This is a genomic window from Stenotrophomonas sp. RIT309, from assembly GCF_000632045.1.
Classification (GTDB): domain Bacteria; phylum Pseudomonadota; class Gammaproteobacteria; order Xanthomonadales; family Xanthomonadaceae; genus Stenotrophomonas; species Stenotrophomonas indicatrix.
Genome location: NZ_JFYS01000006.1, coordinates 64881 through 78466, shown reverse-complemented (window position 1 = coordinate 78466; position 13586 = coordinate 64881). Strand labels below are relative to the sequence as shown.

Genomic DNA, 13586 nt, shown 5'->3' with positions numbered 1-13586 from the left:
CCCATCCTGCGCCTTACCAACCGCCGCCCAGTGCGCGATACAGCTCTACGCGTGCAATCGCGGCGGTCGCCTGGCTGTTGGCCAGCGCGGCCTGGTTGTCCAGCGCGATGCGCTGGGTGCTCAATACATCCAGCATGTCGACCACGCCGGCCTGGTACTGCCGACGCGCCGCACCCAGCGCCGTCTCGCTCTCATCCACCGCCACGTGCAGCTGCGCGGCACGCTGCTGTTCGGCGGCATAGCCGTCGATGGCATCGTCCACTTCATGCCAGGCCTGCAGCACGGTACGGCGGAACTGCAGGGCTGCCTGTTGCTGCTGCAGCCTGCTCAGCGCCAGGTTGGCCTTCAGGCGTCCGCCCTGGAAGATCGGCGGGCTGATCGACGGGCCGATACTGAAGCGATGCGCGTTCCAGCCATCCAGATCATCCAGCTGCCTGGCCTGGAAACCGGCATCGCCATTCAAGGTGATGCGCGGCAGGAAGCTGGCCTTGGCCACGCCAATTCCCGCCGTGGCAGCATGCAGTGCAGCCTCGGCACGGCGGACATCCGGGCGACGCTCGGCCAGTTCACTGGGCACGCCCACGGCCACGGTCGGCAACGCGGGCCAATCGCGGCGCGCGCTCTGCAGCTGCGTATCCAGTGCCTGCGGCGGCTGTGCCAGCAGGAACGCGAGTGCATTGCGCAGCTGCGATTCGCGGTGCCGCAGCGGTGCGATGCGAGCCTGCAGCGATGCCACCTGCGCCGCCGCACTGGAGACCTGCAACGTGCTGGCCACGCCCTGGCGCTGGCGCGCTTCGGTCAGCCGCTTGATGTCGTGGGCGATGCTGAGGTTGTCCTCGGTGATGGCCAGCAGCTGGCGCGTTGCGCGCAACTGCAGGTAATCACGCGCGGTCTCGGCCAGCAGCGCGATGCGCGCCGCGTGTGCATCTTCCTCAGCCATCTGCACGCGTGCGTCGGCCGCTTCCACCTGACGGCGTACGCGTCCCCACAGATCCAGTTCCCAGCTCATGCCGATGCCGGCCTGGAACAGCCCATAGTCATCGCGACCGCCATTACCGGACGGATCGTTCAGGCCTACCTCGCTGTTGCGCGCGCGTACGCCACTGGCAGTGGCGCCGACGCTGGGCAGCCGGTCGGCCGCGGTGACGCCACGCGCGGCGCGGCTCTGCTGCACCCGGTTGGCGGCCAGCTGCAGGTCGAGATTGGCCTGCAGTACCTGCGTCGCCAGTTGCCCCAGCAGCGGATCATCGAAACCGGACCACCAGCTGGCGTCGTCATCCAGCGCAGCTGAAGCCACCGCTTCGCCCTGCCACTGCGTGGGCAGCTCGGCCTGCGGGCGCACGAAGTCCGGGCCCAGCGTGCAGGCGGTCAACGCCGTGCACAGTGCCGCTGCAGCCAGTCCACGCGGGAATACGCGGATCATGCGCCTTCCCCGCCCGTGCGGTGCCGCTCGCGCTGCGCACTCTGCACCCGCTGCGGACGCTGCAGATCCACGCTGGCTTCCACCGACATGCCGGCACGCAGTTGGCCCAGCAATGCCTGCTCCGGCTCTAGCACGATCTTCACTGGAATGCGCTGCACCACCTTGGTGAAGTTGCCGGTCGCGTTTTCCGGCGCCACCGCGGCGAACGTCACCCCCGTGGCCGGGGCGATGCTGTCGATATGGCCACGCAGCCGCGTGCCGGGGAACACGTCCACCGTCAGTTCGACCTGCTGCCCCGGCTGCATGCGGGTCATCTGCGTTTCCTGGAAGTTGGCGACAACGAAGGCGCGCTGCAGCGGCACCACCGCGGCCACCGGCGTGCCCGGGGTCAGGTAGGCGCCGACGCGCACTGCGCGGCGTCCCACCACGCCATCAATCGGTGCACGCAGCTCGGTGTGCGAAAGATCCAGTTCGGCACGCGCCTGCGCGGCTTCGGCGCGCTGCACGGCCGCCTGTGCGGCCTGCACCCCGGCAGCGAGGATGTCGGTGCGCTGGCGTGCGGTCGACAACGCGGCCTGTCCCTGTTGCAGATGTGCACTGGCCACGGCCTGCTTCGACTGCGCCTGCTGCGCGTTCTGCACGGTACCGGCACCGTTGCGGGCCAGCTCGCGGTAACGCTGCTGGTCGGCGCTGGCCAGGGTCAGTTCGGCGCGGCTGACATCCACACTCGCCTGGGCGTGTTCGATCAGCGAGCCCTGCTGTGCCAGCGCCGCCTGCGCGTTGGCCAGCTGCGCGCGCGCATTGCCCAGGTCGGCGCGGGCGGCCAGCAACGCGACCTGGTAGTCGCGGTCATCGATGCGGGCCAGCACGTCACCGGCCTTCACCGCTTGGTTGTCCTGCACTTCCACCGCGCTGACGAAGCCAGCGATCTTCGGTGCGACCACGGTGTAGTCGGCGACCACATAGGCGTTGTTGGTGGTCTGGTGGCGGCCATCGCGCAGCAGCAGCCAGGCACCACCGGCCAGAAGCAGTACGCCCAGGCCGAGGCCCGCGTTGAGATACGTTCGATTGATTGTCATGGGGGAGTTCCTGCGAAGGGGATCAGGCCACGGCACGTGGCGGATGGATGCGGGTGGGCATCCAGGCAATGAGGGGAATGAAGGCCAGCGCGACCAACGCGACCAGCAGGTAGAGATCGGCCGAGGTCAACGCCTGCACCTGCGCATGCAGGCGCGCGCCAAGCTGCGGCCCTTCGGCCAGCCACGGCTGTTCGCCAAGTCGCTCGACCAGCACGGTGGAGTGGAAATGGCGGCGTCCCTGCGCGACCGCTTCCAGCACGCCGCTGGCCAGCACCGCAGCAAAGCCCTTGACCGTGTTGAACCACGCCGAGGCAAAGGGACCGTCCTGTGGCGCCAAGCCGCCGGTGGCCAGCATCAGCAGCGGCAGCACCGCCATCGGCTGCGCAAACACCTGCAGCAGCTGTACCCACAGGAAGTTGTCGCGTATCCAGCTGACGTCCAGATGCGCGCCCAGCCAGCAGGCCAGCGCCAGCAGCGCCAGCCCGGTGGCCTGCACCCAACGGCAATCGATCGCACGGATGTTCAGCAGTGCGGCGACCAACGGCAGCGCGATGACCTGCGGCACCGCCACCCACAGCAGCATCGGCGCGGTCTGTTGTGGGCGATAGCCCTGCACGCTGGCGAGGAAGCCGGAAGGAATGGAGATCACCGCCAGCAGCACGAACAGCACGCCACCGAGGGTAATCAGCGAGTAGCTGAGGTTGCGGTTGGCCAGCAGCTGCAGCTTGAAGAACGGCAGTGGATGGAACCACTCGTTGATGAAGAACAGCACCAGCAGACCCGCACCACCCCCCAGCATCAGCGTGATCAACGACGAGTCGAACCAGTTCAGGCGCGGGCCCTGCACCAGGCCCAGTACCAGCAGCACCAGCGCCGGCAGGCCGAGCATCAGGCCGACGCCGTTGAACTGTGCGAAGCGCTCCAGCCGCAGGGGATCCTGTGGCAGGCCCCAGCCGACCATCGCCATCGCCGCCAGGCAATACGGCACGATCTGCCAGAACGCCCAGTGCCAGCCCACCTGCTCCACCCAGAATGCGGCCAGCGGGGTGCCCATGCTCGGCCCGAAGGTGGCGGTCAGTGCGTAGGCGGCCAGACCGTACAGCTTGATGCCCGGCGGCAGGAAGCGCAGCGCCACGCTCATCAGCAGCGGCGGCAACGCGCCCCCACACAGGCCCTGCAATGCGCGCAGCAGCAGAAAGGTCTGCAGGTTGGGGGCGAGCGGGCACAGCACGCCCAGCACCATGAAGCCGCCGATCATCGCCAGCGCAAAGCGGCGCAGCGAGAAGGTGGCTGCGCACCACGGTGCGAATGCCATCGCGCTGACCGACATGGCGCTGTACAGCGCCACGATCCAGCTGCCGTCATCGACGCTGAAACCCATCGCACCGCGGATGTCGGCCAGCGCGACCTTGGTGACGTTCTCGTTGAAACCCGACACCAGCACTGCCAGCAGCACACCGCACAGCCCAACCAGGATGCGCCGGTCGAAGCCGGGGGCAGCGACGGGCCGGGGCGCTGCCGGCGCCGCGGGCATGGCGGCCGGCGTGCTCACTGCCGGCTGCCGATCCGTGCAGTACACGGCATATATGGAGACATTGGATTGCGCTCAGTGAAACTTTCGGGAGCGCAGTCTAGAAAGGCCGTTGCCTGCGAAAAATGGCGTGCCCGGCATCGCAGGCGTGCGTACAACGCACGCCCGCGGGCAATCAGTGGTGGGCCGCCTCGACCGAATCGCACATGCCCTTGATCGCCCGCCGCAGCCACTGGTGGGCCGGGTCGTTGTCCATGCGTGGGTGCCAGGCCTGCACCAGCGCTACGGTCCGCACCGGCACCGGCAGCGGGAACATCCGCAGCGGCAGGCCCATGCGGGTGATGCGGTCGAGCATCACGCTTGGCATCTGCGGCAGCACCAGGTCCGAATCGGCGGCAGCAAAGATCGCGCCGTGGAAGGTAGGGATGACCACCGCCACCCGTCGTTGCAGGCCAAGCGCTGCCAGCTCTTCGTCGATCGGGCCATGCGCAAGCCCGCGCCGGGACACGGCGATGTGGTCGCACGCGGCGAAGCGCTCGACACTGATGTCGCCGTCGAACAACGGATGATCCTCGCGTGCCGCGCCCAGCAGCGAGGTGGTGAACAGGTGCTGCACCTTGGTTTCCGGGCTGTGCTTGCCGGCCGTGCTGATGTACAGGTCGATCCGCCCCTGCACCATCGCATCGTCATCGGTATCGCCTTCGGGCACGAAGCGCAGCATGCAGCGCGGTGCCTGCTGGCGGAAGACATCACGCAGGCGGCCGCCATAGCTGCCGATGAACACATCGTTGGCGCGCACGCTGAACGTTCGTTCCAGCGTGACCATGTCGACCTCGCGGCCCGCATTGAACACGCGGTGTGCCTGCTCGATCACATCGCGCACCTGCTCACGCAGTTCCAGCGCGCGTGGCGTGGGAGCGAGCCCACGGCCGGCGCGCACCAGCACCGGATCACCCAGGGCTACCCGTACCCGGCCCAGGGTACGGCTCATCGCCGGCGCACTGAGATTCATCCGTCGCGCAGCGGCCGCCACGCTGCATTCGTCGATCAGCACATCCAGTGCCAGCAACAGGTTCAGGTCCGGCAAGGGCATGGCAGTCTCCCGCAAATGGGATGACTCTACTGCAATCCAGATCATCCATAATTGCGTTGTACGCACGCATTGACTGCGGCGCACGGCATGGGTGCGCGCGACGACATCAGCGACCATCAGCGCCCTGCAAAGGAGCTTTCCATGTTCAACACCCTGCTGGTCGCGCTTGATGGCGGCCCCCAGCACGACCGCGTGCTGGACCTGGCCGCCACCATGGCCGGCCCCCGCAGCCGCCTGCACCTGCTGTGCGTGCTTGACCCCGAATTCGCACTGGCCGCTGGTGCCACCGATGCCGACCGCCGTGAGTATCCCGCCGCCGCCCGGCAGCAGGCGCATGCCGAAGCGGTACTGGCCGACGCCCTGGCCGAGCTGCGCGAGCGCGGCGTGGACGCCATCGCACAGCTGCCTTGCGGCGATCCTGGCGAAGTGATCAGCGCGCAGGCGCGTCGCCTGCAATGCGACCTGATCGTCATCGGCCACCGCCATCTGTCACGCCTGCAGCGCCTGTTCGAGCCCTCGGTGGGGCAATGGACGATCGACCATGCGCCTTGCCCGGTGCTGGTGGAAACACGTGATCCGTAGGTATCGCCAGCATGGCAATGTACTGGCCTGCGGCGGCCTGACGCGGGCTGCCTGCCAGGGTAGTGCCGGCCGCTGGCCGGCAACGCCTGCGCCTGCTGGATCCGACCGGGCGGTCGCGCCAGCCCCGATCAACCACGCACTTTCCTGCCGTGGCAGTCGCGCAGCCATGCTCAACAGTCCAGCGTGTCGTGCGCGCCCCCGTCGTCGTCCAGCACGTGTGCGTGCAGGATCACCTGGTTGCGGCCCGCACGCTTGGCCGCGTACAGGCCGGCATCGGCATCGGCCAGCAACTGTTCGGCGGTGGCCAGCGCCGGCGGATGCAGGTAACCCACGCCCACGCTGATGCTGACCCGGCCTTCCGGCAGCGGCAGCGCTTCCACCGCCTCGCGCAGGCGCTCGGCCAGCGCCAGCACACCCGACAGTGGGCTGCCGGGCACGATCACCGCGAATTCCTCACCGCCATAGCGCGCCACGCTGTCGGCCGCGCGCCCGGCGGTGGCCTGCAGCACCGCGGCCACCGCCTGCAGGCAGCGGTCGCCGGCAGGATGACCGTGCTCGTCGTTGAATGCCTTGAAATGGTCGATGTCCACCAGCAGCAATGCCAGTTCGCTGCCGCTGCGACGCGCCCGGTTCCATTCGGCCAGCAGCAGCGTATCGAACTGACGGCGATTGGCTACGCCGGTCAGGCCATCCTGCCGCGCCATCTGATCCAGGCCGGCCTGTCGTTCCAGCAGGTCGAGCTGCAGCAACGTGCTGCGCAGGCTGAAGCCAAGCGTTGCCACCACGAACCCGGTCAGCGCCAACGGCCGCGCGTGGTCCACCACCAGGGTGCCGACCACCAGCAGCAACAAGGGCAGGATGATCGGTCCACCGGCCTGCACCAATCGCAGCAGGCGAGGATGCAGCACGAAGCCCGGTGCGGGTGCCTGACGCAGCGCCAGCAGCGCCAGCAGCAGGAACGGCAGGTCGATCAGCAGATCGTTGTAGGCGCCGAACGACTGCTCGGCGGTGTAGTGATTGATGTAGAACGCCAGCAGCAGATAGGACAGCGCATACAGCGCCAGCGCGCGGTAGAAGCTGCGCCGTTCAGGCGCATCGCCGGCGACCCAGCGCACCACCGCGAAACCGGCGATGCACAGGTTCTGGATGTCGAACATGCGCTGCATGTGCGCCATCGCCTGGTCGTCGATATCGATGCGGTCGGCGAAGGACTGGGTATGCACGAAGAACAACACGCCCAGCAGGGCCGCCATCACGCCGTCGATCAGGCTGATGGTCCAGCGTTCGCGACGGGCGCGGGCCAGGATGAACACCAGCGGCACACCGTACAGCACATACAGCAGCAGGCTGGCGCGCGGGGTGATGTCGGCCCGTCCGGCGCCCAGTGCGTCGGCCATGTTGAAGGCCATGCCACCGGCCCAGAGCAGCAGCGCCACTGCAGTGGCACGCCAGCCCAGCGCAGCACGGTCGCGCTGACCGCGCCACAGGCAGGCCGCAGCCGCCAGCAGGGGTGCCACGGTCAGGAACACGAACGATCCCTCACCGGCCGCACCCGGCCAGAACGCCACGACCACGCCATGGCAGATCAGGAACATCAGCGCCAGCACAACCAGCATGCATCCCCCATGCGCAAGGCCGTATGGCGGCACGATAGCGCGCCGGCACGCCACAGCGGCGTGATCCACTGCGGCAAAACGGCACTCCGGGCACACGCTCTGGTCGTGCCGGCCACTGGCCGGCAACCCCAGGGAATCACGGGTCTGCAGGTTGCCGGCCAGCGGCCGGCACTACCAGCAAAACGTCAGGCGTGCAGCGCGCGGGCGTGGTGCGCGATGTGCTCGCCGATGAAGCTGGCGATGAAGTAATAGCTGTGGTCGTAGCCGGGCTGCAGGCGCAGGCTCAGCGGATGACCGGCAGCATCGCAGGCCTGCTGCAGGCGCTGCGGCTGCAGCTGGCTGTGCAGGAACTCATCCCCCTCGCCCTGGTCAACCAGCAGCGGCAAGCGCTCGCCGGCGTGGGCCACAAGTTCGCAGGCATCCCACTGCGCCCAGTCGGCCGGGTTGTCACCAAGGTAGGCGGCGAATGCCTTCTGCCCCCACGGCACGTGGCTGGGTGCCACGATCGGCGAGAACGCCGACACGCTGCGGTAGCGGCCGGAGTTGCGCAGCGCGATCACCAGCGCGCCATGGCCGCCCATCGAATGGCCACTGATGCCTCGTGCGTCGGTGGCCGGGAAACCCGCCTCGATCAACGCCGGCAGCTCGTGAGCGACGTAGTCGTGCATGCGGTAGTGCTTGGCCCACGGCTGCTGTGTGGCGTTGAGATAGAAACCCGCGCCCTTGCCCAGGTCATAGCCCTCGGCATCGGCCACGTCATCGCCGCGTGGGCTGGTGTCCGGGGCGACGATGATCACGCCGTGCTCGGACGCATAGCGTTGCGCGCCGGCCTTGGTGATGAAGTTCTGCTCGGTGCAGGTCAGCCCGCTCAGCCAGTACAGCACCGGCAGCTTCCGGGTTTCCGCCTGCGGCGGCAGGTACACGGCGAACTGCATGTCGCAGCCCAGCGTGGTCGAATGATGGCGGTAGACATCCTGCCAACCGCCGGCACAGGCGCGGTGTTCGATACGTTCCATGAGGTTTCCTCCCGAGGGACGGCAGGCAGGCGCCTGCCGCCCGGCGCGGCTCAGTAGTGGACGACCGAACGGATCGACTTGCCTTCATGCATCAGGTCGAAGGCTTCGTTGATCTTGTCCAGGTCCATGGTGTGGGTGACGAACGGGGCCAGCTCGATATCGCCCTTCATCGCGTCTTCGACCATGCCCGGCAGCTGGCTGCGGCCCTTCACGCCACCAAACGCGGTGCCCATCCACTTGCGGCCGGTGACCAGCTGGAACGGGCGGGTGGAGATTTCCTGACCGGCACCGGCCACGCCGATCACCACGCTCTGGCCCCAGCCACGGTGCGCGCATTCCAGCGCCGCACGCATCACGTTGACGTTGCCGATGCACTCGAAGCTGTGGTCCACGCCCCAGGTGGTCATCTCCACGATCACCTGCTGGATCGGCTTGTCGAAGTCCTTCGGGTTGATGCAGTCGGTGGCGCCGAATTCGCGGGCCAGCTCGAACTTGGACGGGTTGGTGTCCACCGCGATGATGCGCCCGGCCTTGGCCTGGCGCGCACCCTGGATGACCGCAAGGCCGATGCCGCCCAGGCCGAACACGGCCACGCTGTCGCCTTCCTGCACCTTGGCGGTGTTGTGCACCGCGCCGATGCCGGTGGTCACGCCGCAGCCGAGCAGGCAGACATGCTCCGGGTTCGCTTCCGGGTTGATCTTCGCCAGCGACACCTCGGCAACGACGGTGTATTCGCTGAAGGTCGAGCAGCCCATGTAGTGGTAGATCGGCTCGCCGTTGTAGCTGAAGCGGCTGGTGCCATCGGGCATCACGCCCTTGCCCTGGGTGGCACGCACCGACACGCACAGGTTGGTCTTGCCGCTCTTGCAGAACAGGCATTCACCACATTCGGCGGTGTACAGCGGAATGACGTGGTCACCCGGCTTGACGCTGGTCACGCCCTCGCCCACCTCCACCACGATGCCGGCGCCTTCATGGCCCAGCACCACCGGGAACAGGCCTTCCGGATCATCGCCGGACAGGGTGAACGCATCGGTGTGGCAGACACCGGTGTGGGTGATCTTGACCAGCACTTCGCCCGCCTTCGGCGGGGCGACGTCGATCTCGACGATCTGCAGCGGCTGGCCGGGACCAAAGGCGACGGCGGCACGGGATTTCATGATGGCACTCTCCAGAAAGGGCTTGCGGAAAACAGGATGCGCGGCGCTGTGTCGCGCCGTCGTTCACTTCAGGTACGAGCGGATCAACGCGCTCATGTCGCGCACGCGTTCGGCGCGTTGTTCATCGGAGGCGGCGGGCTGGCCGAACTCCTCGCGCAGGTGCGCTTCCATCACTTCGGACATCAGGCCGTTGACCGCGCCACGGATGGCGGCGATCTGCTGCAGCACCGGCCCGCAGTCGGCGCCGGCTTCCAGCGCGCGGTCCAGCGCATCGCACTGGCCGCGGATGCGGCGCACGCGGGCCAGAACCTTCTTTTTCTCTTCGGGAGAGTGCGGCATCGCTGGCCGGCCTCGGAACTATACTGGGGGATAGTATACAGGAGCCGATCCGGACCTCAATCAAAGGCCCCCTCTGCGGCCAGCCGGGTCAGCTCTTCCACCACGTAACGCACCTTCGGTCGCAGATGCCGCGTCTGTGGCCACAGCGCATGGATGTCCACATGGTGCTGCGTGCAGTGGTCCAGTACCGACTGCAACGCACCGGATTCCAGGTGATGGCGCACCAGTGACATCGGCATCTGGCAGATCCCCAACCCGGCGATGGCCCCCTCGATCACCGCATCGCCATCATTGAGCTGATGGGTGGCACTGGGGATGAAGCTGCCGTTGGTGCCCTCGCTGCCGATCCGCCACGCCACCGACTGGCCATGACGGAAGCCGACCACGCTGCGATGGTCGCGCAGTTCGTCCAGCGTCTGCGGCACACCATAGGCCTGCAGGTAGGCCGGCGACGCGCAGGTCACCAGGCGCTGGCTGGCCAGCTTGCGCGCGACCAGGTGCTCGGCGTGATGCAGACCGCCAAAGCGGATCAGCAGGTCGATGCCCTCTTCCACCGGATCAACGAAGTGATCGGTGAAGGTCATCGTCAACTGCAGGTCCGGGTGTTCATTGCACATGCGCAGCAGTACCGGCAGCACCACCAGCCGCCCGAACGAGGACGGCATGTCGATGCGCAGGCGGCCGCTCGGCAGATGCGCAGCCGAGCCCAGGCAGGCTTCGGCCGCCGCGATTTCATCCAGGGCCGCGGCGCAGGAGGCGTAGTACGCCTCGCCGTCGGTGGTCAGCGCGATGCGCCGGGTGGTGCGATGGAACAGGCGCACGCCCAGCCGCGCCTCCAGCCGGGCGATGGCCTTGCCGACCGCCGAGCGGGAGATGCCCAGCGCGTCGGCGGCCTCGGTGAAGGTGGCCGAGCGCGCCGTGGTGACGAAGGTCGCCAGGCCATTCAGGGATTCGACGGGAAGCATCGGCAGGCTCGCTCATTGGGGACAGATTGTCCCGCCTGACGGGAAATCTACCGCCTTTATGTGCCCGCATGTCACCTCCATCATGGTGCTGTCGCGCCGTTGGCGCCCTCCCCCGCTCCGAGATGACTGACATGACCGCCGCCCTGTTCCGCCCCTTCGACCTCGCTGGACTACCCCTGCACAACCGCATCGCGATGGCGCCGATGACCCGCGCCCGCAACCCCGGCGCCGTCGCCAATGCACTGACCGCCCAGTATTACCGGCAGCGCGCCAGCGCCGGCCTGATCATCAGCGAAGGCACGCCGGTGTCGGCGCAGGGCCAGGGTTACATCGACGTGCCGGGCATCTGGTCGGCCGAGCAGGTGGCCGGTTGGACGCTTGTCACCGACGCTGTACACGCTGCGCAGGGTGCGATCTTCGCGCAGCTGTGGCACGTCGGCCGCATGTCACACGCCTCGCTGCAGCCCGACGGCGGCCAGCCGGTAAGCGCCGGCACGCGGCCGGTGGCGAGCGATCCGAAGAACACCTCGTTCGTGTACCTGGACGACGGCAGCCGTGGCCATGCCGATCCGACACCGCCGCGTGCACTCAGCACGGAAGAAGTACCGGGCATCGTCGCCGACTTCGTGCAGGGTGCCGACAACGCGATCGCCGCCGGCTTCGATGGCATCGAACTGCATGCGGCAAACGGCTATCTGTTCGAGCAGTTCCTCAACCCGGTCACCAATGACCGGCAGGACGTGTACGGCGGTTCGCTGCGCAACCGCGCGCGGCTGATCCTGGACACCGTGGATGCGATGGCCGCGCGCATCGGCGCGCACCGCATCGGCGTGCGCCTTGCGCCGAACAGCCAGGTCTTCGACATGCCCGCCTATGCGGAGAACGAAGCCAGCTATCTGTACCTGGCCGAGGAACTGGGCAAGCGCGGGCTGGCCTATGTGCATCTGAACGACAACTACCTGCACGGCGCACCGGTGATCGGCGAGGCCTTCCTCAAGGCCTTCAAGCAGGCCTATGGCGGCACGGTGATCCTGGCCGGCGGCATGACCCGCGAACGCGCCCTGCGGCTGGTCGAGGAAGGCATCATCGATCTGGCCGCCTTCGGCCAACCATTCATCGCCAACCCGGATCTGGTCGAGCGCCTGCAGCGCGATGTCCCGCTGGCCATCCCCGACCGCAGCACTTATTACGGCGGCGGCAGCGAGGGCTACCTCGACTACCCGCCGGCCCCGTAGATCCACGCCACGCGTGGATGCGCTGCACCGGCCACCGCCGGTGTGCCGCGCCTTGATCCTGCCGGGCCATGAGCGCATCGTGGCCCGGCCCGACCTCGGTCCTGCCCCATGAACGCCTCCGCCGCCTCCTTCATCGTCAACCTCGACGTCCCTGACATCACCGCCGCCGAAGCCTTCTACACCCAGGCCTTTGGCCTGCGCAGCGGCCGCCGCCTCGGCCCCGGCGCGCTGGAACTGCTCGGTGGCCCCACGCCGCTGTACCTGCTGCAGAACGACGCCGGCAGCGCAGCGACCGATGACGGCGATGTGCGCGATTACGAGCGCCACTGGACGCCCGTGCATCTGGACTGGGTGGTCGCTGACATCGACGCGGCGCTTGCCCGCGCGGTTGCGGCCGGAGCCGTGCTCGAACATCCCATCCGCGAACGCCGCTGGGGAAAGATCGCCGTGCTGTCCGATCCGTTCGGCCATGGCTTCTGCCTGATCCAGTTCAGCGATGCAGGGTATGACGCGCTGGTCGAATGAATTGGTCACTGCGTAGCGGGCGCCAATCCACGCATGGCGTGGATCTACTGACGCGGGTGATCGCGATTCACTCGCGCAGCATGTCCACGAACGCACGCAGCGCACCGGGCATCTGCCGCTGCTTCGGGTAATACAGCGCAAACCCGGCGAACGGTTCGCTCCAATCTTCCAGCACCGCCACCAGTCGGCCGTCGTCCAGATACGGCCGCGCGGTGTCTTCCAGCACATAGGCCAGGCCGATGCCATCGAGCACCGCGCCAACCACGGTGCCCTGCTCGCACAGCGTCAGTCGACCCGGTACGTCGATCTCCAGGGTCTGGCCATCGCGTTCGAACTGCCACTTGTACAGATGGCCGCTGGCGAAACGGAAACGTACGCACTCGTGCGCGGCCAGGTCGCGCGGATGCTGCGGGGCCGGCCGGCGCCGCAGGTACTCGGGTGAACCAACAATCAAGCCGCGCAGCGGCGGCCCCATCGGCACCGCCACCATGTCCTCGGGCACGAACTCGTGCAGGCGCACGCCAGCGTCGTAGCCCTCGGCAACGATATCGACCAGACCATCGTTCTCGGTCAGCTCCACCCGTACGTCCGGATGCGCGTGCAGGAACCGCGCCAGCCGCGGCCCCAACTGGGTCGCCACCGCCGCCCGCGTCGCATTGATCCGCAGCAGGCCGGCCGGCACCGCGCGGAAGTGGTTCATTTCCTCCAGCGCGTCATGCACCTGCCCCAGCGCCGGCTGCAGGCGCTCCAGCAGGCGCTGCCCGGCCTCGGTCAGGGCCACGCTGCGGGTGGTACGGTGGAACAGGCCCACCCCCAGCCGTTCCTCCAGCGCGCGGATCGCATAGCTCACCGCCGAGGTCGACAGGGCCAGTTCGGCACCGGCGCGGCGGAAACTGCGGTGGCGGGCGACCGCAGCGAAGGCGGCCAGGTGGGTCAGGTTGTCAGTGGCCATGATTGTGCAGTCTGCCTTGATGAATCATGCCGATATATCCGCTTCTTACCCCGAGGTACGGAGCGTATTG

At 67.8% G+C, this 13586-nt stretch carries 13 protein-coding genes; 3 read left to right on the top strand and 10 right to left on the bottom strand.

The features are described from left to right. Positions 1 to 13: 13 nt before the first annotated feature. The 4 genes from BW38_RS15340 to BW38_RS15355 form a co-directional block, all read right to left on the bottom strand. A complete protein-coding gene (locus BW38_RS15340; RefSeq protein WP_032975416.1) occupies positions 14 to 1423 on the bottom strand; it encodes an efflux transporter outer membrane subunit in 1410 nt (469 codons plus the stop codon). Next, on the bottom strand, positions 1420 to 2502 hold the full coding sequence (locus tag BW38_RS15345) for an HlyD family secretion protein (RefSeq protein WP_032975415.1): 1083 nt from the start codon (positions 2500 to 2502) through the stop codon (positions 1420 to 1422). The genes BW38_RS15340 and BW38_RS15345 overlap by 4 nt, the downstream gene beginning before the upstream one ends. A 22-nt stretch (positions 2503 to 2524) precedes the next feature. Then, positions 2525 to 4054, bottom strand: a complete 1530-nt coding sequence (locus tag BW38_RS15350) for an MFS transporter (protein ID WP_032975414.1) — start codon at positions 4052 to 4054, stop codon at positions 2525 to 2527. A gap of 154 nt (positions 4055 to 4208) precedes the next feature. After that, positions 4209 to 5126, bottom strand: coding sequence for a LysR family transcriptional regulator (locus tag BW38_RS15355; protein WP_032975413.1), 918 nt, complete (start codon positions 5124 to 5126; stop codon positions 4209 to 4211). A 141-nt stretch (positions 5127 to 5267) separates the two neighbouring features. Between BW38_RS15355 and BW38_RS15360 the strand changes: the two genes are divergently transcribed. Next, positions 5268 to 5708 carry a universal stress protein gene (locus BW38_RS15360; protein WP_032975450.1) on the top strand — a complete coding sequence of 147 codons (441 nt, stop codon included), beginning with the start codon at positions 5268 to 5270 and terminating at the stop codon, positions 5706 to 5708. 170 nt (positions 5709 to 5878) lie between these two features. On the opposite strand, the gene BW38_RS15365 is transcribed toward BW38_RS15360, so the two are convergent. From BW38_RS15365 to BW38_RS15385, 5 genes are all read right to left on the bottom strand, one after another. Continuing rightward, entirely contained in the window at positions 5879 to 7324 is a 1446-nt protein-coding gene (locus tag BW38_RS15365) for a GGDEF domain-containing protein (RefSeq protein ID WP_032975412.1), read from the bottom strand. Positions 7325 to 7509: 185 nt separating this feature from the next. Continuing rightward, on the bottom strand, positions 7510 to 8340 hold the full coding sequence (fghA, locus tag BW38_RS15370; protein ID WP_032975410.1) for an S-formylglutathione hydrolase: 831 nt from the start codon (positions 8338 to 8340) through the stop codon (positions 7510 to 7512). A gap of 50 nt (positions 8341 to 8390) precedes the next feature. After that, positions 8391 to 9500 carry an S-(hydroxymethyl)glutathione dehydrogenase/class III alcohol dehydrogenase gene (locus BW38_RS15375; protein WP_025874089.1) on the bottom strand — a complete coding sequence of 370 codons (1110 nt, stop codon included), beginning with the start codon at positions 9498 to 9500 and terminating at the stop codon, positions 8391 to 8393. Between the two features lie 63 nt (positions 9501 to 9563). Then, a complete protein-coding gene (gene frmR / locus BW38_RS15380) occupies positions 9564 to 9839 on the bottom strand; it encodes a formaldehyde-responsive transcriptional repressor FrmR (RefSeq protein ID WP_005411009.1) in 276 nt (91 codons plus the stop codon). 56 nt (positions 9840 to 9895) lie between these two features. Next, a complete protein-coding gene (locus BW38_RS15385; RefSeq protein ID WP_032975409.1) occupies positions 9896 to 10804 on the bottom strand; it encodes a LysR family transcriptional regulator in 909 nt (302 codons plus the stop codon). 131 nt (positions 10805 to 10935) lie between these two features. On the opposite strand from BW38_RS15385, the gene BW38_RS15390 reads away from it, so the two are divergent. Both BW38_RS15390 and BW38_RS15395 read left to right on the top strand, forming a co-directional pair. Then, a complete protein-coding gene (locus BW38_RS15390) occupies positions 10936 to 12039 on the top strand; it encodes an alkene reductase (RefSeq protein ID WP_032975408.1) in 1104 nt (367 codons plus the stop codon). A 108-nt stretch (positions 12040 to 12147) separates the two neighbouring features. Beyond that, complete coding sequence (locus BW38_RS15395) at positions 12148 to 12564, top strand: VOC family protein (RefSeq protein WP_032975407.1); 417 nt, start codon at positions 12148 to 12150, stop codon at positions 12562 to 12564. Between the two features lie 67 nt (positions 12565 to 12631). Here the strand turns inward: BW38_RS15395 and BW38_RS15400 are convergent, their stop codons facing one another. Then, positions 12632 to 13516, bottom strand: coding sequence for a LysR family transcriptional regulator (locus tag BW38_RS15400; RefSeq protein ID WP_025874084.1), 885 nt, complete (start codon positions 13514 to 13516; stop codon positions 12632 to 12634). Positions 13517 to 13586: the final 70 nt, after the last annotated feature.